Below are 21,059 nucleotides of genomic sequence, written 5' to 3'. Positions count from 1 at the left end.
CAGAAATACCGCGCGCCGGATTGGACCCGTGCGACAGGCGGGCTCAGGGAGACTCACATGACACGGCATATCAACTCGACCCGTATCGTCCTGTCCCTCTCGACGGCTGCCGCCGCGCTGATGCTCCCGGCATCGGCGCTCGCACAGGATGACGGCACCGGCGTCACCGTCGATCGCGACGAGGTCGTCGTGACCGCGCAAAAGCGCAGCGAGCGCGTCCAGGACGTTCCGATCTCGATCACCGTGGTCAGTGGCGCGGCGATGCAGCAGAGTGGCGCGTCGCAGCTCTCCGACTATGCCGCGTCGATCCCCGGGCTTCAGGTCGACAATGCCGGCTCCCCCGGCCGCTCCACCCTGTCGCTGCGCGGCGTCGCACCGATCGGCCCCAGCGCCACGGTCGGTATGTACCTGGACGATGCCCCGATCGGATCGAGCGGCATCTACAACCGCTCACAGGTCTTCACGCTCGACCTGATGCCCTATGATATCGAGCGGCTGGAGGTGCTGCGCGGGCCGCAGGGGACACTGTACGGCGCCAGCTCGATCGGCGGGCTGCTCAAATATGTGACCGTCCAGCCGGATCTGAACAATCTCACTGTCCGTGGCGGCGCTGAAGTCTTTACCGTGGCGCATGGTGACGGAGTTGGCTGGGCGGGGAACGCCATGGTCAATGTGCCGCTCGTGCCCGATCAGCTCGCGGTCAGCGCCAGCTATGCGCGCCGCGAGACGCCGGGTTATGTCGACAACATCCAGACCGGTGAGGAGGACGTCAACGACGCGGTCCAGCAGGGCGGCCGGGTGGCGTTGCTGTGGCGGCCGGATCCCGCGCTCACCATCAAGCTGAGCGGCGTGTGGCAGTCGGTCGACTCCGACAATGTCAGCATCGTCTACGAAGGCATGGGCAATACGCCGATCGCGCCGGGCAGGTCGTTCTTCAGCACCAACACCCAGCTGGCCGAACCCTTCACCAGCGACTTTCAATTCTACTCGGCCACGATCGGCTATGATCTGGGCTTTGCCGAGCTGAGCTCGACCACCTCCTACAGCAAGCTCGAGATTCTCCGAGGTGACCGACGCGAGCCGCGTGTTCGGCGGTATCTTCGGCGGCTTCGCGCCCTATCCGGCGACGCTGGAACAGAAGAAATGGACCGAGGAGCTGCGCCTGACCTCAGCGCCGAGCACCAGCCTCGAATGGATGGTCGGCTTCTTCTACACCGATGAGGACAACACCCACAGCCAGGTGGTCCGCGCGCTCGACGCCAGCGGCACGCCGATCCCCGGCTTCGATCCGTTCGCGATCGTCGGCCTGCCCAACACGTACAAGGAATATGCCGTCTTCGGGAACGCGACCTGGAAGATCAGCGAGAAGTTCCATTTGACCGGCGGACTGCGCTGGGCGCGCAACGACCAGACCTTCACCCAGTCGACCGCAATCCCGCTGCTCGGCCTCAACGCCAGCGGCGACGGCGAATCGTCGGAAGAGATCGTCACCTACAGCGTCAGCCCCCAGATCAATCTGAGCCGCAACTCGATGATCTATGCCCGCGTCGCCAGCGGCTATAAGCCGGGCGGGCCGAACGTCGCGCTGCCGGGCTTCCCCGCCACCGTCGATGCCGAGAAAGTGACGAGCTATGAAGTCGGCGTGAAGGCCAGCTTCCTCGACCGTGCAGTCAGCCTCGATGCGGCCGTGTTCATGCTCGACTGGACCGACCTGCAGACCGCAGCCGCCTTTGCCGCCGGCATCAATGGATTGGTCAACGCCGGCACCGCGCGCAGTCAGGGCGTCGAGGCATCGCTGTCCATCACGCCGATCACGGGCCTGAATGTCGGCGCGAACTTTGCCTATACCGACGCCAAATGCACCGAGACGACGGCTGCCTGTACCGATGGCGACCAGTTGCCGAGCGTGCCGAAGATCGCGGCGGCGATGACTGCGGACTATAGCTTTGCGGTCGGCAGTTCGGCTGAGGCCCGGCTGGGCGGTTCGGTGCGCATCGTCGGGGATCGTATCTCTGCGGTCGAGAGTTCGGCGCTGGCGGTGCCGATCGACGGCTATGCTGCGCTCGACCTCAACGCAGCCGTCACCTTCAACGACAAATGGACATTGCGTGCCTATGCCCGCAACCTCACCGATTCCGAGGGGCGGATCACCAGCAACGTCGCAACCACCAATCCCGGCTTCCTGTCGACCGTGCCGCTGCAACCCCGCACGTTGGGCCTGGCCATCGACCTGTCCTTCTGATCGCGCCGGGCATGAACGCTCCGTTCAACGCGCCGTCGTCGGACGCGACGCTGCCTCAGCCCTATCTGCTCTTTCTGGGGGATACGGTCGAGCGCGGCTTTGCCAAGACCGCGCTGGGGTTGCGCGACTGGGCGGCGGACAAATGCGTGGGGGAGCTGCGGCTGACCGACGCGACCGTGTCGACCGGGCTCCCGCAAATGACGCCGGCTCAGGCGCGGGCACAGGGCGCGCGGGCGATGGTGATCGGGGTCGCCAATCAGGGCGGGATCATCCCGCTCGCCTGGCGCGCGTCATTGGTCGAGGCGCTGGAGGCGGGACTCGATCTGATCGCGGGGATGCATATGCGCCTTGCCGATCTGCCCGAGATCGCGGCCACGGCGCAGCGGCTGGGGCGGACGCTGCACGATGTGCGCGTGCCGCCCGCCGACATCCCGGTCGCGACCGGGCGGAAGCGTAGCGGCAAGCGCCTGCTGACCGTCGGCACCGATTGCGCCTTGGGCAAGAAATACACCGCACTGGCGCTCGCCCGCGCCTTTGCGACACGCGGCGTGCCGACCGATTTCCGCGCGACGGGGCAGACCGGGATCATGATCGCGGGCAGCGGCATCCCGATGGACGCGGTCGTCTCGGATTTCGAGGCGGGTGCGGCTGAGATCCTGTCGCCCGACGCCGCGCCCGATCATTGGGACGTGATCGAGGGGCAGGGGTCGCTGGCGCACCCCGCCTATGCCGCCGTGTCGCTCGGTCTGCTCCATGGCAGCCAGCCCGATGTGTTCGTGGTGTGCCATGAGCCGGGGCGCACTGCGATGCTTGGCACGGCAGGCTATGGCGTGGTCAGCGTCGAGGAGATAGCGAGCCTCGCCATCGCGCTCGGGCGCCGCACCAATCCCGCTATCCGTTGCGGCGGATATTCGTACAACACCGCTGCGCTTGACGCCGACGAGGCCGAGGCGCTGATGGCCGCCGAAAGCGCGCGGCTGGGCCTGCCCGTCGCCGATCCAATCCGCGGCGGTGCCGCATTCGACGCGCTGGTCGACAATTGCCTGAAGGGCGCATGACGATGACCCAACCGACGCTGTTCCAGCGCTTCCTGCTCCCCGGCCTCGCCTTCAAGGGGGTGGTGATCGGGGGCGGCTATGCCACCGGGCGCGAGCTGGCTGAATTCTTCATCCCCAGTGGGCCGCAAGGCGGGTTGATGGCGATGATCCTCGCGATGCTGATCTGGAGCGCGGTGTGCGCCGCGACCTTCGCTTTCGCGCATCTGACGCGCAGCTATGACTATCGCAGCTTCTTCCAGAAACTGCTCGGCCCCGGCTGGATCGCGTTCGAGATCGTCTATGTCCTGCTCCTGGTGCTGATCCTCGCGGTGGTCGGGGCGGCGGCGGGGGAGATCGGGGCGAGCTTTGGCGCACCCGCGATCCTCGGCACGTTGCTCCTCACCGTGACAATCGCTGTGGTGACCGGCATGGGCACCGCATCGGTCGAGCGTCTGTTCAAATATGCTTCGACCCTGCTCTACATCGTCTATGCGCTGTTCCTGATCCTCGGCCTGTGGCTGTTCGGCGACCGCATCGGTGCGAACCTCGCCACGCCGACCCCGACGACGGGCTGGGTGATGGGGGGCATCGCCTATGCCGGCTATAACCTGATCGCCGCCGCCGCAGTGCTGCCGCTCACCGCGCATTTCACCAGCCGCCGCGATGCCGTGATCGCCGGATCGATCGCCGGGCCGCTGGCGATGCTGCCGGCGTTTGGTTTTTTCCTGTGCATGATCGCCTTCTACCCTGCGATCGGCGACGAAACCCTTCCGTCCGCTTTTCTGCTGGGACAGATGAATATTCCGGTGTTCACGATCGCGTTCCAGGCGATGATCTTCGCCGCCTTGCTCGAAACCGGGGTCGGCATCATCCACGCGGTCAATGAGCGCGTGTCCGGCGTCTGGCAGACAAGGCGTGGCGTGCCGCTCGGCAGCGGGCCGCGCGCCGGCATCGCGCTCGCCTTGCTGCTTGGCTGCGTGTTCGTCGCCACCGCGATCGGCCTGATCGACCTGATCGGCAGTGGCTATCGCATGCTCGCCTTCGCGATGCTCGCCGTCTTCGTCCTTCCCGTGATGACCCTGGGCGTCGTGCGCATCCTGCGCGCGCGGCCCGAAGTGGAGACTGTTGCATGATCCGCGCCCTGATCGCGCTTCCCGCGCTGCTGCTCGCCACCGCGCTCCCCGCCGCCGCCGACCTGCCCAAGGGGTTCGCCGAGAAGGTCGAGACGCTCCGCGCGAAAAGCGGCGCGCCCGGCATCGCCATCGCGGTGGTGCACAAGGGCAAGGTCGAACTGGCGCAGGGCTGGGGCACGACCAAGCTCGGCGGCACGCAAAAGGTCGATGCCGACACGATTTTCCAGACCGGATCGACCGGCAAGGCAATGACCGCCGCCGCGCTCGCCATCCTCGTCGATCGCGGCAAGATCAAATGGGACGACCGCGTGATCGACCACATGCCCTGGTTCCGCATGGCCGATCCGTGGGTCACGCGCGAGATCACGATCCGCGACCTGCTGGTCCATCGCAGCGGGCTGGGGCTCGGTGCGGGCGACCTGCTCTACGTCCCGCGCGGCAAGCTGTCGCGCAAGGAGACGGTGAAGCGCCTCGCCTATATCCAGCCCGCGCGCAGCTTCCGATCGGGCTATGCCTATGACAATATCCTCTATTCGGTCGCCGGGCAGCTGATCGAGGAAGTCAGCGGCAAGAGCTGGGAAGACTTCATGGCGCAGGACGTGTTCGCCGCGGGCGGGATGACCAGCGCGACGGCGAATTACGAAAGCCGCCTCGCCAACCCCAATCGCGCGCATCCGCACGCTCGGATCGGCGGCGCAGTGCGCGGCGATGGCCCCGTGTCGATGCTCGACGAGCGTGCGGCGGAGCTTGGCCGCGCGGCGCTCCCGGCGGGCGGCCTCGCGCTCAGTGCCAAGGATCTCGCGCGCTGGCTCCAGATCCAGTTGGCCAAGGGCGCGCTGCCCGGTGGCGGGCGCCTGTTCAGCGCGGCGCAGTCGGCGGAGATGTGGAAGGGGGTGACGCTCCAGCCGATCTCACCGATGCCCGGCCAGCTCGCGCCGCTGACCCCCAATTTCAGCTCTTACGCGCTCGGTTGGAGCGTCACCGACTATCGCGGTGTCCGCGTGATCGCGCATGGTGGCGCGGTATTCGGCGCGATCGCCTATGTCATCCTGCTCCCGGATCAGGAGGTCGGCATCGCCGGGGTGGTCAATGCCGAGGAGACGGCGCTGCTGCGCGGGGTGATCCATACATTGGTCGACCATTATCTGGGCGTGCCAGATCAGGATTGGCCGACGCGCTTCAACAGCTTCATCGAACAACGCATCACCGGGGCGAAGGCGGCGCTGTCGACCACCCGCGCTGCACCCGCCAAGGTCGGGCCGTCGCTGGCGCTGGACCGCTATGTCGGCACCTATCGCGACGCCTGGTATGGCGATGTCGTGGTGGGCAAGGGCGCGGATGGCGGGCTGACCATCGACTTCACGACTACCCCGGCGATGAAGGGGAAGCTGGTTCACTGGCAGTATGACAGCTTCGTCACCCGCTTCGACGACAAGTCGCTCGAGCCCGCCTATGTCACCTTCGCGCTCGACGCCGATGGCAAGGTCGCGCGCGTGTCGATGAAGGCCGAAAGCCCGATCGCCGACTTCAGCTACAATTACCAGGATCTGGACCTGCGTCCGGTGGGAGCGGGCAAGTGAAGCGTTTCTCGACGCTCGCCCTGCTACTGCTCGGCGCCTGCACCGCCGCGACGCCCGAGAAACCCGCCGAAGACACTGCGGCGCTGCACAAGCGCCTGCTGGTTCTCGACACCCATCTCGACACGCCGCTTCATTTCGGACGTCCCGGGTGGAGTTTTGGCGACAGGCACGACCCCGCGACAGACATTGCGCAGGTCGATATGGGGCGGATGGAAGAAGGCGCGCTCGATGGCGGCTTCTTCGTCATCTACACCGATCAGGGGCCGCTGACGGCCAAGGGCTATGCCGATGCGCTCGCCTTTGCGCGCGGGCGATCCGACGCGATCGACACCACCCTCGCGCAGTTCCGTGACCGCATCCTGCCTGCGACCACCGCCGAAGAAGCGCGCCGCTACAACGCTGCGGGCAAGCTGATCGCGTTCAAGAGCATGGAAAACAGCTATGCGCTGGGCGAGGACCTGACGCTGCTGGCCGAGTTCCACAAGCGCGGCGTGCGCATGGCCGGACCGGTGCACGGCAAGAACAACCAGTTCGCCGACAGCTCGGGCGACAAGCCGCGCTGGAACGGGTTGAGCCCACTCGGTCGCCAATGGGTGGCGGAGATGAACCGGCTGGGCATGGTGATCGACGCCAGCCATTCCTCCGATGCGGCATTCGACCAGATGCTCGCGGCCTCGCGCGCGCCGATCATCCTGTCGCATTCGAGCGGGCGGGCCGCCTATGACCACCCCCGCAACCTCGACGACACCCGCCTCCGCGCGCTGGCGGCAAAGGGCGGGGCGATCTGCATCAGCACGATCTTCCTGTCGGAGATCAACCTGGCCGGTGAGCGCGGCGCATTGTTCGCGCAATATGAAAAGATCGCGACCCTCACACCCGCGGAACAGGCGGAGCTGGTGCGCAAGTGGCGCGAACTCGACAAGACCCAGCCGCTGTGGGACGCCGATTTCGAGAAGTACATGGCGATGGTGCTGTACGTCGTGAAAGTCGCCGGACCCGACCATGTCTGCTTCAGCGGCGACTGGGACGGCGGCGGCGGGGTCAAGGGGTTCGAGGATATCTCGGCGCTGCCTTTGGTCACCGCGCGGCTCAAGGCGGCGGGCTATTCGGACGAGGATCTGGCGAAGATGTGGGGCGGGAATATCCTGCGCATCGTCGCGGAGGCACAGGCGAAGGCGGAGGGCTGAGGGGCAAACTCCGTTGGTCACCCCGGCCTTGTGCCGGGGTCCACTGCGCCGCACTTCCCGCGCTCAAGCTTCTTGCGTCGCGCCTCGCCTCTCGGTGGACCCCGGCACAAGGCCGGGGTGACGAGGGAGGGTTGAGGGTCAATCAGCTGCCGGTTGGCTTCCGACCCCATTGCGGGCGCTGACGGCAGGGGGCGCAAAACTGCATTCCCTGGACCATGCTGTCCGCTGATGTCGAAACTACAATCCGCCGGATCATCGTTGCAGTTTCGACGGGCGACTATCGAAGCGCCTTGGCGGAAGTCAGTCGATCGCGCTGTTCGGCAGAAGACCTTTCACGCGCAATTTCCGAGCATGGACGAGCGCTTTCAGCGCCCCCGTTTGCTGATTGGGACGTCATAGCGGTCGGCAATGAGGTCGGGCAGGAATGGTCAGTCCGAGCGCCGCTGTGGAGCCAAAGTGAGGGTGGGCGGTCTGATTTGGAGCTTCGCCTGACAGTGATGAATGTGGATGGCGAAACTTCAATCGAACTGGACGACATACTTGTCGCTTGATGGCAGTTTCCCACTCACTAGCCGTCATCCGAACGGCACCGTCGCGGTGTGCGGCCCTACAACGCCGACTTCGACCGCCGCTGCCCCCCCGCTTCGACCACTTCCTGCCCCTGCAGGGTCATCAGCGATTCCATCAGCCGCTCCTCGGCGCTCGAACACACGCCCAGCACGGTCGCCTCGGCACAGCCCTCGGCGGCGATATAGGCGTGGCCCATGTTCGAATCGATGTAGATCGACTCCCCCTCGTGCAGCACCACGGGGTCGTAGAATTCGGTATGCACCTCGACCGCGCCCTGCAGGACGTAGATGAATTCCTCGCCCGAATGGCGGACCAGCTCGCCGAACTCCTCGACGGTGCGCGCGCGGATCCTGGTGACGATCGGGATCATCCGCTTCCGACGGAGTTCGGTATTCATGTAGAAATAGTCGTAATTCGCGGTCTCGACCCGCACCGCGCGGTCGAGCTTGCCGACGCTGCGGCGCGCGGTCACCGGCTGCTGCTGCGGATCGGCGGGCTCGCTGCTTTCGGCGAACAGCTCCGACATGCGCAGCCCCAGCTTCTGCGCGAGCTGCAGCAATTTGTCATAGCTCAGCGTCAGGCGGTTGTGCTCGATCTTCGACAGGGTCGATACGGGAATCCCGGTCCGCTCGCTCATCTGCTTGAGCGTCCAGCCCTCCTGACCGCGCAGGCGGCGCAGGAAACTGCCAAGAGTGGGGGCATCAGACATAGAGCGCGATCACCTCAAAGTTTCCGATCAGGACAGTCCGTCCCGATCGGCACCCTTTGGTGATAGCAGCGTCTTGCCGCCAGACAATCCCGTTGCGGACCTAAATCCCCGGGCACGGATGGCGCAGCACGCGCCCTGCGCGCGCGCCGGTCGGCTGACCCTTGTCGAGCGCCAGCGCGCCGTTGACGATCACCGTGTCGATCCCCGTGGGCGGGGTGGTCGGCGCGTCGAACGTCGCACCGTCCTTGATCGTGTCGAGGTCGAACACCACCACATCTGCGCGCATGCCCGGACGCAGCAGTCCGCGGTCGGACAGGCCCAGCCGATGCGCGGGCCATCCGCTCATCTTGCGCACCGCGTCGGGCAGGGTCAGCACCTTCCGCGCCTTCACATATTCGGCGATGATGCGTGGGAAAGTGCCGTTGGCGCGCGGATGCGGGCGTCCCTGTTTCTCGGGATCGACGGTCGAATCCGTCGCGCCGGCATCGGTGCCGACGCTGACCCAGGGCTGCTTCATCGCCAGCGCGATGTCGGCCTCGTCCATCATGAAATAGAGCGCGGTGGCGCGTGCGGGCAGTGCGTCGAGCCAGATGTCCCACGCGGCGTCGGCGGGATCCTTGCCCAGCGCCTTGCCGATCTCCGCGAAACTCTTGCCGTGGAACCGGGCGTACTTCTCGTTCTGCGCATTGGCGAGGACGACGTTCGTCCACCCGCCCGAGGCATGGACCAGGTTCGACCAGTCGGGCTGCGACCCCGCCGCCAGCTCCTTCTTGATCTTCGAGCGCACTGCCGGGTCGCGCAGCGCGGCGTGCGCCGCCTCGCGCCCCTTGGCGAAGACATGGGTGGGGACGGTGACGTCGAGTCCCGTGCCGCCCGCGCGATAGGGATAGATGTTCGCGCCGACATCGACCCCGCGGCTGCGCGCAGCCTCGATCCGCGCGATCGCCTGCGGCATCAATTTGCCCCACAGTGGTGCATAGGCGGCCTTGATGTGGAATATCTCGACCTTCGCTCCGCTGCGCTCGCCGATGCTCACCGCCTCGTCGATCGCGGTCAGCAGCTTGTCGCTCTCGTCGCGCATATGGGTGGCGTAAAATCCGCCGCATTTGCCCGGGATCGCCGCCAGCCGGGCGAGGTCGCTTTCCGACTGGAAGGATGCGGGGTGATAGATCAGCGCCGTCGAGATGCCGAACACGCCCGCACGCATCGCAGTGCGGACTTCGGCCTCCATCGCTTTCAGCTGGTCCTCGGTCGGGGTGCCGGCGGCGTCGCCCATCACCTTCACCCGCGCCTGCACCGCGCCGTAATAGGTGCCGAAATTGACCGCGATGCCCTGGCGCTCCAGCTGGTCGAAATAGCTGGTCAGTTCGCCTGCCGGGACCGCGGTGCCGCCCTCGCCCGCGATCAGCGTGGTCACGCCCATGCGCAATTTGTTGACCGCCGACCCGTCGTTGAGCAGCGCGCGCTGGCTGTGGTCGAGCATGTCGATGAACCCGGGCGCGACATAGCGGCCGCGCGCATCGACCTCCTGCTTGCCGGTGCCGGTGACGGTGCCGATCGCGACGATCTTGCCGTCCTTGATCGCCACGTCCCCGCTGACCCAGGGATTGCCCGCCCCGTCGAGCACGCGCCCGCCCCGGATCACGATGTCGAACATTGGATCGGCCGGGGCGGTGGCCCCGATCAGCAAAGGCACGGCGAGCAGGGCGAGCGATCGGATCATGTTTTGGGTCCCCAGACACTGTCGTCACAACTGACTTTGCCGTCGCGATAGACGATCGACGGGGTGCGATCCTGCTTCAGGAACGTCGGGCCGTCGAGATCGACGATGTTGCAGCGCTGCGCGAGAATGAAGGCCGGGGCCATCGACAGGCTGGTGCCGACCATGTTGCCGACCATCACGCCCAGCCCCAGCTCCTCGGCCAGATCGGCGATCCTCAGCGCCTCGGTCAGCCCGCCGCATTTGTCGAGCTTGATGTTGATCACGTCAAACCTGCCGCGCGCGCTCGCGACATCGGCGAGCGTCAGGATGCTCTCGTCGCCCGCGAGCGGGATCGGGGAGGTATAGCCGTCCAGGTCCGCCTCACGCCCGCGCTTGAGCGGCTGTTCGAGCAGGTCGACATTCGCCTCCACCAGCACCGCGACCAATGCGTCGAGCCGGTCGATCGTATAGCCCTGATTGGCGTCGACGCCGAGCCACACATCGGGCCGCGCCGCGCGGATCGCGCGCACGCGGGCGGCGTCGAGATCGTCGTCGCCGGTCAGCTTGACCTTGATCGCGCGCGCATCGGCCCAGCCGCGCGCTGCCGCTGCCATGGCTTCGGGGTCATCCGCGCCAAGCGTGAAGGTGGTGACCACCGGATGCGGTGCGTCGATCCCGGCGACTTGCCACACCGGCACGCCCGCGCGGTCGGCCTCCAGCTCCCACAATGCCGCGTCGACCGCGTTGCGCGCACCGCCCGCCGGCATCAGCTCGCGCAGCGCCAGCCGGTTGATCCCGGCCTCGATCCCCGGCCGCGCGGTCTCGATCGCCGCGAGCATGTGATCGACGTCATCGCCCAGATAATAGACCCCCGCCGCCTCGCCGCGACCCCGCGCGCCGTCATCCTCCAGCGTGACGACGACGATGTCCGACGTCTCGAACACATGGCCCGAAATGCGGAACGGGGCGTTGAGCGGCAGGCTCTCGCGCGCGACGGTAAGCTTCATGGAGTCCCCTCAATCCTCGACATAGACATATTGGTTCTGCTGCCCGTCATTGATGGTCAGCGTGCGCTTGCCGTCCTTGACCCCGACCAGCGCGTCGACGCCGATATTGCCCGGCCCGACCGAGATGATCGAGATGGTGCCATCGGCATTCTTGCGTGTCGCGATCGGTCCCTCGACGAACCCGGCCTTGATCCACTTCGCGCCATTCTTCTCGCTGATCGCTATCTGGCCCACCGCCGGGTCGGAATAATGGCCTGCAAGGTTGCCGAGCACCGCCGGATCGCCCGGATAGGTCAGCCGCCCGCGCCGCGCCGCCGCGCCCGCCTTGATCCGCGCCGCCGCTGCCGCGACATCGCGCTCCGCCTCAGGCTGGCCGTCATACAGGATTTCGAGCAGGCGGCGCAGCGTCGGGGCGAGCAGTGCCGCGCCCGGATCGCTGTTGGTCAGGATCACCATGCCGACCCCGCTCTCGGGCAGCGCGTACCAGTTGCTGTGATAGCCGAGCAACGTGCCGCCATGGGTGACGACGTTGACGCCCTTCGCATTGGTCTGGAACAGGCCCATGCCGTACCAGCTGTCGGGGCCGACCTGGACGCCCTTCTTGCGCCGCTCTGTCAGGTTCGCCTCGCTCACCACGCGCTTGCCGTCGAGCACGCCCTTGCCCAGCTCGAGCTGGACATAGCGGATCATGTCGGCTGTCGTCGCGAACGCCGCACCTGCGGGGCGATAGGGGTAGGGCGACCAGTTGAAGTCGTTCGACATCAACGTGACCTTGCCATCGATATCGAGACCATGCGGTGCCGCCCAGTTGCCCGCCATCCCCTCGGCATAGTCGAAGGTCGCGTCCTTCATGCCGAGCGGCTTGAAGATCTTCTCTTCCATCGCGCGGTCATAGCCCGCGCCGAATTCCATCTTGGGATGCAGGACATAGCCCGCGACATAGCCTGCCGCCGATGCCAGCTGGTTGTTGTACTGGAAGAGGTCGCCGAACTTGCTGGTCGGCATCGTCGCGGCGAGCTGCGCGAAGGTGTCCGATGCGGGCTGGCCCTTGTCGGCGAGGATGAAGGCGTAATCCTTGCGCGGCAGGCCGGTGCAGGCGCAGACCAGATGCTTGACCAGCACCGACTGGGTCACCTCGTCATTGCCGAGGCGGAACTGCGGATAGAGGTCGACGACCTTCTGGTTCCAGTCGAGCTTGCCCTCGTCGGCGAGGACCGAGAGCAGCAGCGTCGTCATCCCCTTGGTGTTCGACGCGACCATGAACTTGGTGTTCTGGTCGACCTTCTCCGGCGATCCCAGCGCGCGGACGCCGAACCCGCCCTGCCACAGGACCTTGCCGTCATCGATCAGCGCGAAGCCGATGCCCGGCACCTCCAGCGTCTGCCGCGCCTTTTCGACGAAATCGGTGAGCAGCTTGATCCGTTCGGGGGTCAGCTCGTGCGCGGTCTTGCCCGCGAAGCTCTCGGCCTGAAACCCGGCGGGCTTCAGCCCCGCCTGCACCACCGACATCGCGGCGGAGCGCTTGGCGGCCGTTCCCGCGCCGCCATCGACGATCAGCACCGTCCACGCCGTCCCCTTGCGCAGCGCCAGCGCCGAACGCACCGCGCGCTCGGTCGGTGCGACTTCATAGGCAAGACTCAACCGTTCATCCCAGCCATCGCCCGCTGGCACCGGGGTGGTCAGGCGCGGCTCCGGTCCGGCGGCGCCGCGCACGGCGACCCATGCCTTGGCCGCAGCATCCTTGCCGTCGCTCGCCGCGCCGATGTCGATCACGGAGATGCGCAGATCGCCCTCGGGCGCGGTGAAGGTCACCGCCTGCCCGCTGCGCGCGGCGGTCCAGTCCTTGGGCTGGACGAACTGGACGCCGCTCTGGGTCTTGCCCGGCGTGTCGGCGGCCACGCTCTGCGCGAGCGCGGCGGCGGGCAGGGTCATCAGGGCGATGGCGGTCAGGAACTTCATGCGACGTCTCCTTGGCACGATCACGGCTTTACCTGGTGGAATGCGACATGCGGAAGCGAACTGAACCCCAGCCGCCATTTCCCCTCGCCGCCATAGAATTGCAGCCGCTCGAACGGCCCGCCCGCGCGCGCGCCGGTGCGGCGTTCGTACAACTGCGGCCCGATCCGCTCCCAATGCGTCTTGGCACCCTCGACGACCAGGGTGATCGCGTCCGGCCCGGCCGCCTCGACCTTCCAGTCGCGGTCGGGGTTGGCCGGGCGCGCATAGTCGCGGCGGTTCATGCGATAGGCGCCGACCGGCACCCTCTCGCCCGCCGGGGTCGCGACCTTTGGCGCGGCATTGACCGGGAACAGCCGCCCGATCAGCGCCTCGACCAGTTCGGTGCGCCCGCCATAGCTGCCCTGCCCCCCGGTCTCGGACACGAAGAAACCCAACCCCGCCTCGGGTGCGAGGATCATGTTCGAATGAAAGTCGCCGGTATTGCCGCCATGGCCGACGAGACGCGGCCCGGCCTTTCGCACCACCATGAAGCCATGTGCCATGCCCTGCAGGCCGGGCGCGTTGGCGCGCGAATCGCGCATCAGCAATGCGACCGATTCTGCCTTCAGGATGCGCTTGCCGTCGAGCGCGCCGCCGTTCAGCATCGCCAGCATGAACCGGCTCATGTCCGCGCCGCTGCTGCTCGCCGAACCGGCCGGCATCACCGGGCTGAACAGCTCGAACGGCTCGGCGACCAATTTCCCGTCCTTGACCACATAGCCATTGGCCATGCGCGGCGCGAGCGCGGGCGGCAGCGGCTCGCGGAAGGTGGTTGAGGTCATGCCGAGCGGCGCGAAGATGTTGCGCTCGACATAGTCGGGGAAAGGCACGCCCGACACCCGCTCGACGATGTAGCCCGCGATCGCCGATCCATAGTTGGAATAGGAAATCTCGCCATCCGCCGGCCACAGCCGTTCGGGCACGCGCTGCTTGAGCCAGGTCTGGTACGGGATCAGCTTGTCGACCGACGGCGCGGTCAGATTGCCGACATCGCTCATGCCCAGCGCGTGCGACAACAGGTCGCGCACCCGGATCGGCTTGCCCTCGAACGGCGGAATCTTGAAGTCGAGATAGGTGTTCACGTCCGCGTCGAGATCGACCTTCCCCGCCTCGACCTGCTGCAACAGCGCGGACCAGGTGAACATCTTCCCCGTCGACCCGGGGCGGAACAGCGTGCGCATCCCGTCAACCGGTACGCCCTTGTCGATATCGGCAAAGCCGTAGCCGCGCGAGAACAGGATCTTGCCCTGATAGACCACGGTGACCACCGCGCCCGCTACCTCGCGCGTCGCAATCTGCTGCGCCATCACTCCGTCGACAAAATCGGCGAGACCGGCGATGCGGGCAGGGGGAGTGGAATAGGTCGCGACGGGCGCGGGCTCGCGACCGCCGGCGGCGGCGGGCAGCGCCGACCCGATCAGCGCAAGCGCGGCGGTGCCGCGCAGCCAGGACGATGGACGCGGCATCTTACTCTCCCCTTGAACGAAGTTCAGCGGCGGCGCGGCGCCCGGATGCTTCCCGGTGCGCCGCGCGCCGATCATGCGAGGCAGCTCGCGACGAGTGCGTCGAACGCGGGGCCGCCGCGGATCGGGTCGGCGACCGGCAATCCCAGCCGCTCGCTCTCACGCGCCATCAGTTCGGCCGCTTCTTCGGCGCTGAACGCCGATGTGTTGAACGCGAACCCGCCACAGCGGATCGCTGCATTGGTACGACTGCCGAGGCGGATCGTCAGATCGACGATCTCGTCGATCGATGTCAGCGCATAGCCCGCCGTCCCCAGCATCTCGCGTCGCCCCGGCTCGTGGCACACCACGAACACATCGGGCTGGCTGCCATGGAGCAGTCCCAGCGACACCGCGGCAAAGGACGGATGCGTCAGCGCGCCCTGACCCTCGATCACGTCCCAGTGATCGGGCGCGGCGTCGGGGAGAGGATTTCGGCGGCACCGGCCTCGAAATCGGAGACGACCGCGTCCATCGGCACGCCACCGCCCGCGATCATGATCCCGGTCTGGCCGGTCGCGCGGAAATCGCTGTCGATCCCGCGCGCCTCGAACGCGCGCCACAATGCGAGCGCGGTGTATTTCTTGCCCAGCGCGCAATCGGTGCCGACGGTCAGCAGCCGCTTGCCGGTCCGCTTGCGTCCGCTCGCCACCGGGATGTTCGCTGGCGGCACGCGCACGTCGATCAACCGGCGGCCCAGTGTCTCAGCAACATGAGCAAGCCCCGGAATGTCGGACAGCCGCGCGTGCATCCCGCTGACCAGATCCAGCCCTGCCTCAAGTGCGTCGAGCAGTGCCGCGCGCCAGCTGTCGGGAATCACCCCGCCCGGATTGGCCACACCAATCACCATCGCCCGCGCGCCGCGCGCCTGTGCCTCGGCCGGGGTCATTGCGGTCAGCCCGGTGGTGACCTCCGCCTCGGCCAGCGCATATTCGCCGACGCAGCGCTCGGGTGCCCAGTCGCGCAGGCCGAACGCGGTCTTGGCAAAGCCCGGCTCGCGCGTGTCGCCGAGGAACAGCAGATAGGGCTGGGGCAGCGCCAGAGCATCCAGATCGGGTCCGTCGCTCGGGACGGTGAGGGTGGTAAAATTGCCCATGATCAGCCGCCCCAGGTCGCGGTCAGCAGCCGCTGGAAATTGCCGCCCAGCACCGCCTTGATATTCGCATCGGAATAGTTCCGCCGGATCAGCTCGTCGGCCAGCGCGTACATCTTGAGCGGGTGGTCGAACCCGTCGACATCGATCTTTTCGCGAAAGGCGTAACTGTCCTTGTAGGCGCCGCGCAGCATCTTGTTCATCTCCGGCGAGGTGTCGTCATAGCCGTACAGGTCGGAATCGGTGCCGATCCCGACATGCTCGATCCCGGTCAGCTTCACGACATGATCGATATGGTCGGCATAATGGCGGATGGTGGTCGGGTCGGTCTTGCTGATGAAGTTGCGCACCCCGGTGATGCCCATCACCCCGCCCTTGGCCGCCATCGCCTTGATCGCCTCGTCGGTCTTGACGCGCGGATGGTCGACCAGCGCGCGGCAATTGCTGTGGGTGATCGACAGCGGCTTGGTCGAGATGGCGATGGCGTCGAGCGTGGTGCGGTCGCCGCAATGCGACACATCGATCAGCATCCCGACATCGTTCATCGCCTTGATGATCTCGGCGCCGAAATCGCTCACCCCGCCATCGACCCGGTCGGTCGATCCCGACCCGATCCGGTTCTGCGAATTGTAGGTCAGCTGCGCGCAGCGCTGGCCCAGGTCGTAGAAGGTCTTGACGTCGGCCGGGCGCAGGAAATGGTCGGCATTTTGCAGCCCCATGATCACCGCGACCTTGCCGTCCTTCTTCGCGCGCAGGATGTCGGCGAACTTGCTCATCCCGGTCAGGACATGGCTGTTGCGCGCGACATAATTGCCCCAGATCGCGAAGAAATTGAACGCCGCTTCCTTGGCGTTGGGGCCGCCCAGCCCGACCGCGTGGTGAATCGCGGTAATGCCGCTCGCGCGAAAGTCCGCGACCATCTGGTCGCTCATCGGTGCGGCATAGAATTCGGGGCTGAAGTCGATCTTGATCGGGGCGAGCATGTCGACGACCACCGACTGGCGGACCAGCTCGATCGCGCGCTTCGAATAGCTGCGCCCGGTGACCGGATCGACCTGGAAGCTGGCGCGCGCGATGTGCGGCGCGGCAATCGCGACGACCCCCAGCCCGCCGATGGCCTGACGACGAGAAACCCGCATTGCCCCATCTCCCCGAATTTTCTGATGAGGACGCTATAGTCCCGAATGGAGAAGGTCAACCGGTCCCGCGCGACTTGTCGCGGCCTGCTTTGGGTGCGCGGCGACCTGTTGTGCGTCCAATCGACTCAAAATAGTGGAGAATCAGGGGGATAATTGCCCACATCTTGCACCATAGGAAATATATTGTCCTGATCGGGACAATGTGTCACTTTTCTTTCCCTGGGAGAGGATGGCCGCCCGGGAGGCAGGCCAACAAGGGGAGAAGACATGCGCAAGCTCGTATCGAATCGGAAACTCGGCATCGCTCGCGGGAGCAGCGCCGCCGCGCTGGTCGTCGCATTGCTGTCTGCAACGCCGTCATTCGCACAAACCGCGCCTGCCGCGCCCGCGGAGGCTGTCGCCGAGGACGATACCGTCGTGGTCACCGGGTCGCGCATCGTGCGCGACGGGTTCGACCAGCCGACCCCGACCACGGTGATCGGCGAGGCCGAACTGCGCCAGGGGCAGCGCCCGAATCTGGCTCAGGTGCTCAACGATTCGCCTGCCTTCCGCCCTAGCGTCACGCCGCAGGTGTCGGTCGGCAATACGTCGAGCGGCAGCGCGCCGGTCGACCTGCGCGGCCTGGGCACCAACCGCACCCTGACGCTGCTGGAGGGACGGCGCTTCGTCGGCAACAACAATCTCAACTATGTCCCGATGAGCCTGGTCGAACGGGTCGAGGTGGTCACCGGCGGTGCCTCTGCGGCGTGGGGCTCGGACGCCGTCGCGGGCGTGGTCAACATCATCCTCAAGGACAGCTTCAAGGGCGTGACCGTTGGTGGCGTTGGCGGCATTTCGACGCGCGGCGACGGCGCGCGTTACGGTGGCGACATCACCGCGGGCACCTCCTTCGCCGATGGCCGGGGCCAGATCATGGTCACCGCCGAATATGTGAAGGACGAATCGATCCCCGATCGCAATTCGCGCGACCGGCTGGGCAGTGCGGGTATCGTCCGGCTCAACCCGACCTCGACCACCGACCTGCGCCAGATCCTCGTCCCCGACGTCAATTACGGCAACCAGACCCCCCGGCGGCCTGATCACCACTGGCGTGCTGGCCGGACAGATGTTCAACAGCGACGGCACGCTGCGTACCTATGGCGCGGGCACCTCGCTCAACGCCAACCCGGCGATCCGCTTTCCATCACAGGTACTGGGCGGTGCCGATGCGGTCGGGCTGTACGACGTCGTCGCCGTGACCACGCCGCTGGAGCGTATCAGCGCCTATGGCCGGGCCACCTATGATTTCGGCGCGGTGAAGCTATGGGCGGATGTCAGCTATGGCCGGTCGCAATCGACCTATGCCTTCCTGCCCGACATCGGCATTTCGCCGGCGCTGACGATTTCGGCGACCAACCCGTTCCTGTCGCAGACGATCCGCACCACGCTCGCCAATGCCGGCGAAACCAGCTTCACCCTCGGCCGCTTTTTCACCGGTCCCTACAGCCTGATCTATGACGGCACGCGCGAGCAGAAGGAGGGCGCGATCGGGATCGAGGCCGATCTTGGCGGCGGATGGAAGGCCAATGCGCATTTCAGCCATGGCGAAGTCGATCAGGCGCAGCGCATCCGCAACGCGCGCATCGTTTCGCGCTTCAACGCCGCGATCAACGCGGTGTCGAGCGGCGGCCAGATCGTGTGCGGGATCAATGCCGACGCCAGCACCACCAATGACGACGCGGCGTGCCGCCCGCTCAACCTGTTCGGCCTGAATGCGGCCTCGCCCGAGGCGCTCGCCTATATCCGCGGCACGCAGCAGAACGACACGGTCAGCAAGCTCGATTCGGCGGCGGTGCAGATCCAGGGCGACCTGTTCTCGCTCTGGGCGGGGCCGGTGACGGTCGCGTTCGGTGCGGAAAGCCGGTGGGAGGAGCAGAAGTCGGTCAGCGGCGCGCTCGACCTGGCCGGTGCGTTCGGCCCGCTCAACCTTTACGGTTCGCCGGTCAGCGGCGGGTTCGACGTGCAGGAGGGCTTTTGCCGAAATCGCGCTCCCGCTGCTCGATATCGAGGGCACGGCCAAGATCGATACCACCGGCGCGGCGCGCTATTCGGATTATAGCCGCAGCGGCGGGATCTGGTCGTGGAAGGGCGGCGCCAACGTCACCCTGTTCGACACGGTGATGTTCCGCGGCACACGCTCGCGCGACATTCGCGCGCCGACCATCGGCGAGCTGTTCTCGACCCGCGCGATCAATGTCGGTCCGCTGGTCGATCGCGACACCGACGGGCGGGCTGCTGCCAACGCTGCCTACAACCCGACCCCGGCGACGGTAACCACCTACAGCGGCGGCAACCCGGACCTCATGCCGGAAATCAGCCACACCACCGCGCTGGGCGTATCGTTCACGCCGAAGTTCATCCCGGGCTTCAAATTGTCGGTCGACTATTACGACATCAAGATCGACGGCGCGATCAGCACCCTGTCGGGCTCCAACCTGACGCTGGCGTGCAAGAACGGCAACGCCGCCGCCTGTGCGCGGATCACCCGAGATGCGACGGGCACGGTCACCGAAGTCCGATCGAACTCCCAGAATCTGGCGATCTTCGAAACCGGCGGTGTCGATATCGAGGCATCCTATGTCTTCCCGATGTCGGCGATCGCGAACATCCCCGGCACGATGCGCATTCGCGCGCTGGCAACCCATGTTCGCGAATTCGTGATCGACACCGGCGTGTCGCGCGTCGACACGGCGGGCGATGTCGGTGCGGGCACCGGCAACGCGATCCCCAGCTGGCGCGGCGTCCTCAGTTTCGCCTACCAGAACGAGGTACTCGGGCTCGATGCGCGCGTCCGCTATGTCGGCGCGGGCAAGTTCAACAGCCAGCTCGACCAGTCGGTAAACCCGACCGGCTATCTGGTGAACAACGATATCGGTGCCTACACCTATCTCGATATGGGCGCGCGGGCGAAGGTGATGGACCGCGTCACTTTGTCGCTCAACATCAACAACGTGCTCGACCAGAAGCCGCCGCTCAGCCCGGTCGGTCCGGTCTTCTACGACGCGATCGGCACCTATTTCACCTTTGGTGCGCGCCTGAACTTCTAAGCCCGACCCCTTGGGCGAACGGGGGCGGCCCGGGCATCGCACGATGCCCGGGCCCTTCTGCTTTACGGACCCCAATCGCGGCCCACGCGTTGGCGGGGCGTGACCGAAATGATCGACCGCCATTTCGCCCGCATCCGCGCGCGCCACAGCCTCGACACGGAGGAGGAGCGGGCGATTCGAGAGATCATCGGCGCTCCCCTGACCGTCCCGGCGCAGCGCACCTTTATCGAGGCGGGGACCCGGCTCGACCACAGCATCCTGATCCTCGACGGCATCGCAGCGCGCTACAAGGACTTGAGCGACGGTCAGCGCCAGATCACCGAACTCCACGTTCCCGGCGACTTCGCCGATCTGCACAGCTTCACATTGAAGCGTCTCGATCATTCGCTGATCGCACTGACCCCGTGCCGCATCGCCGCGGTGCCCCATGCGCGGATCGAGGAACTGATCACCCGATACCCCCGCATCGGGCGGCTCTACTGGTTCTCGACCAATCTCGACGCATCGATCCACCGCGAATGGGTGCTGTCGATGGGTATCCGCGATGCGCTCGCCCGGATCGCGCATCTGTTCTGCGAACTGCACCTACGGCTCGGCATCGTCGGGCTGGCCGATCCCGATTGCTATGCGCTCGCGCTCAGCCAGACCGATCTAGCCGAGTGCCACGGGCTCACCTCGATCCACGTCAACCGCTCGCTCCGCCGGTTGCGCGAAATGGGGGTACTCACCTTCCGCGCCGGGCGGGTCGAGATCACCGATGCGGTCGCGCTGCGTGCGATTGCCGAGTTCGATCCCGCCTATCTCTATCTCGATGCGGACCCGCTCTAACACGGGTTAGCCGGTCCGCCTCGCCCGACGCGCTACGCCTCCGTGAACAGGAGGACGCGCCATGGAAGCTGATCTCGACTATTACCGTGCGCGGGCGGCGGAAGAGCGGGCGCGTGCGGAAGCCGCCATCGATCCCGCAGTCCGCGCCGCGCACCGGGCCATGGCCGAACGTTATGAACGCGTCGCGGCGGGCGAGAAACTCACGCTTGGCATCGTCGAGCGCGGGTAGGGCCAACGTCGTCGCGA

The 21,059-nt window shown here is 66.4% G+C and carries 18 protein-coding genes and 1 pseudogene; 12 read left to right on the top strand and 7 right to left on the bottom strand.

Translation table 11 applies throughout. The features are described 5' to 3' along the window. Positions 1-57: 57 nt before the first annotated feature. From LRS12_RS20255 to LRS12_RS05465, 7 genes are all read left to right on the top strand, one after another. A complete protein-coding gene (locus LRS12_RS20255; protein WP_374580380.1) occupies positions 58-1,221 on the top strand; it encodes a TonB-dependent receptor in 1,164 nt (387 codons plus the stop codon). Beyond that, complete coding sequence (locus LRS12_RS05490) at positions 1,130-2,242, top strand: TonB-dependent receptor (RefSeq protein ID WP_374581252.1); 1,113 nt, start codon at positions 1,130-1,132, stop codon at positions 2,240-2,242. Before LRS12_RS20255 ends, LRS12_RS05490 begins: the two co-directional genes overlap by 92 nt. Positions 2,243-2,253: 11 nt before the next feature. Beyond that, the gene (locus LRS12_RS05485) at positions 2,254-3,300 is read left to right on the top strand and encodes a DUF1611 domain-containing protein (RefSeq protein WP_257843681.1); all 1,047 of its coding nucleotides are present in this window, start codon (positions 2,254-2,256) and stop codon (positions 3,298-3,300) included. A 2-nt stretch (positions 3,301-3,302) separates the two neighbouring features. Then, positions 3,303-4,412 carry a hypothetical protein gene (locus LRS12_RS05480; protein WP_257843680.1) on the top strand — a complete coding sequence of 370 codons (1,110 nt, stop codon included), beginning with the start codon at positions 3,303-3,305 and terminating at the stop codon, positions 4,410-4,412. Beyond that, positions 4,409-5,992 carry a serine hydrolase gene (locus LRS12_RS05475; protein ID WP_257843679.1) on the top strand — a complete coding sequence of 528 codons (1,584 nt, stop codon included), beginning with the start codon at positions 4,409-4,411 and terminating at the stop codon, positions 5,990-5,992. Before LRS12_RS05480 ends, LRS12_RS05475 begins: the two co-directional genes overlap by 4 nt. Then, complete coding sequence (locus LRS12_RS05470; RefSeq protein ID WP_257843678.1) at positions 5,989-7,179, top strand: dipeptidase; 1,191 nt, start codon at positions 5,989-5,991, stop codon at positions 7,177-7,179. The genes LRS12_RS05475 and LRS12_RS05470 overlap by 4 nt, the downstream gene beginning before the upstream one ends. 215 nt (positions 7,180-7,394) lie before the next feature. Continuing rightward, positions 7,395-7,730, top strand: coding sequence for a hypothetical protein (locus LRS12_RS05465; protein ID WP_257843677.1), 336 nt, complete (start codon positions 7,395-7,397; stop codon positions 7,728-7,730). Positions 7,731-7,786: 56 nt separating this feature from the next. On the opposite strand, the gene LRS12_RS05460 is transcribed toward LRS12_RS05465, so the two are convergent. The 7 genes and pseudogenes from LRS12_RS05460 to LRS12_RS05430 all read right to left on the bottom strand — a co-directional run bounded on the left by LRS12_RS05460 (position 7,787) and on the right by LRS12_RS05430 (position 16,899). After that, complete coding sequence (locus tag LRS12_RS05460) at positions 7,787-8,458, bottom strand: helix-turn-helix domain-containing protein (RefSeq protein ID WP_257843676.1); 672 nt, start codon at positions 8,456-8,458, stop codon at positions 7,787-7,789. A gap of 100 nt (positions 8,459-8,558) precedes the next feature. Beyond that, positions 8,559-10,181, bottom strand: coding sequence for an amidohydrolase family protein (locus LRS12_RS05455; protein ID WP_257843675.1), 1,623 nt, complete (start codon positions 10,179-10,181; stop codon positions 8,559-8,561). Then, the gene (locus LRS12_RS05450; protein WP_257843674.1) at positions 10,178-11,167 is read right to left on the bottom strand and encodes a dipeptide epimerase; all 990 of its coding nucleotides are present in this window, start codon (positions 11,165-11,167) and stop codon (positions 10,178-10,180) included. The genes LRS12_RS05455 and LRS12_RS05450 overlap by 4 nt, the downstream gene beginning before the upstream one ends. A gap of 9 nt (positions 11,168-11,176) precedes the next feature. Further along, on the bottom strand, positions 11,177-13,126 hold the full coding sequence (locus LRS12_RS05445) for a serine hydrolase (RefSeq protein ID WP_257843673.1): 1,950 nt from the start codon (positions 13,124-13,126) through the stop codon (positions 11,177-11,179). A 20-nt stretch (positions 13,127-13,146) separates the two neighbouring features. Then, complete coding sequence (locus LRS12_RS05440; RefSeq protein ID WP_257843672.1) at positions 13,147-14,631, bottom strand: serine hydrolase; 1,485 nt, start codon at positions 14,629-14,631, stop codon at positions 13,147-13,149. A 71-nt stretch (positions 14,632-14,702) separates the two neighbouring features. Then, a pseudogene (locus LRS12_RS05435) lies at positions 14,703-15,763 on the bottom strand (DUF1611 domain-containing protein). Between the two features lie 2 nt (positions 15,764-15,765). Further along, entirely contained in the window at positions 15,766-16,899 is a 1,134-nt protein-coding gene (locus LRS12_RS05430; protein WP_257843671.1) for a dipeptidase, read from the bottom strand. A gap of 339 nt (positions 16,900-17,238) precedes the next feature. Between LRS12_RS05430 and LRS12_RS05425 the strand changes: the two genes are divergently transcribed. The 5 genes from LRS12_RS05425 to LRS12_RS05405 all read left to right on the top strand — a co-directional run bounded on the left by LRS12_RS05425 (position 17,239) and on the right by LRS12_RS05405 (position 21,042). Then, positions 17,239-18,183 carry a TonB-dependent siderophore receptor gene (locus tag LRS12_RS05425; RefSeq protein WP_257843670.1) on the top strand — a complete coding sequence of 315 codons (945 nt, stop codon included), beginning with the start codon at positions 17,239-17,241 and terminating at the stop codon, positions 18,181-18,183. Then, on the top strand, positions 18,134-18,997 hold the full coding sequence (locus LRS12_RS05420; protein ID WP_257843669.1) for a hypothetical protein: 864 nt from the start codon (positions 18,134-18,136) through the stop codon (positions 18,995-18,997). Before LRS12_RS05425 ends, LRS12_RS05420 begins: the two co-directional genes overlap by 50 nt. After that, positions 18,921-19,985 carry a TonB-dependent receptor domain-containing protein gene (locus LRS12_RS05415; RefSeq protein ID WP_257845438.1) on the top strand — a complete coding sequence of 355 codons (1,065 nt, stop codon included), beginning with the start codon at positions 18,921-18,923 and terminating at the stop codon, positions 19,983-19,985. Before LRS12_RS05420 ends, LRS12_RS05415 begins: the two co-directional genes overlap by 77 nt. A 108-nt stretch (positions 19,986-20,093) precedes the next feature. Beyond that, the gene (locus LRS12_RS05410) at positions 20,094-20,813 is read left to right on the top strand and encodes a Crp/Fnr family transcriptional regulator (RefSeq protein WP_257845437.1); all 720 of its coding nucleotides are present in this window, start codon (positions 20,094-20,096) and stop codon (positions 20,811-20,813) included. Positions 20,814-20,874: 61 nt separating this feature from the next. Continuing rightward, positions 20,875-21,042: a hypothetical protein gene (locus LRS12_RS05405; RefSeq protein ID WP_257843668.1), complete on the top strand. Its 168-nt coding sequence runs from the start codon at positions 20,875-20,877 to the stop codon at positions 21,040-21,042. Positions 21,043-21,059: the final 17 nt, after the last annotated feature.

The organism is Sphingomonas sp. J344, from assembly GCF_024700005.1.
Lineage (GTDB): Bacteria > Pseudomonadota > Alphaproteobacteria > Sphingomonadales > Sphingomonadaceae > Sphingomonas.
The sequence above is the reverse complement of the archived record's forward strand: the minus strand, read 5'-3'. Positions and strand labels throughout refer to the sequence as shown.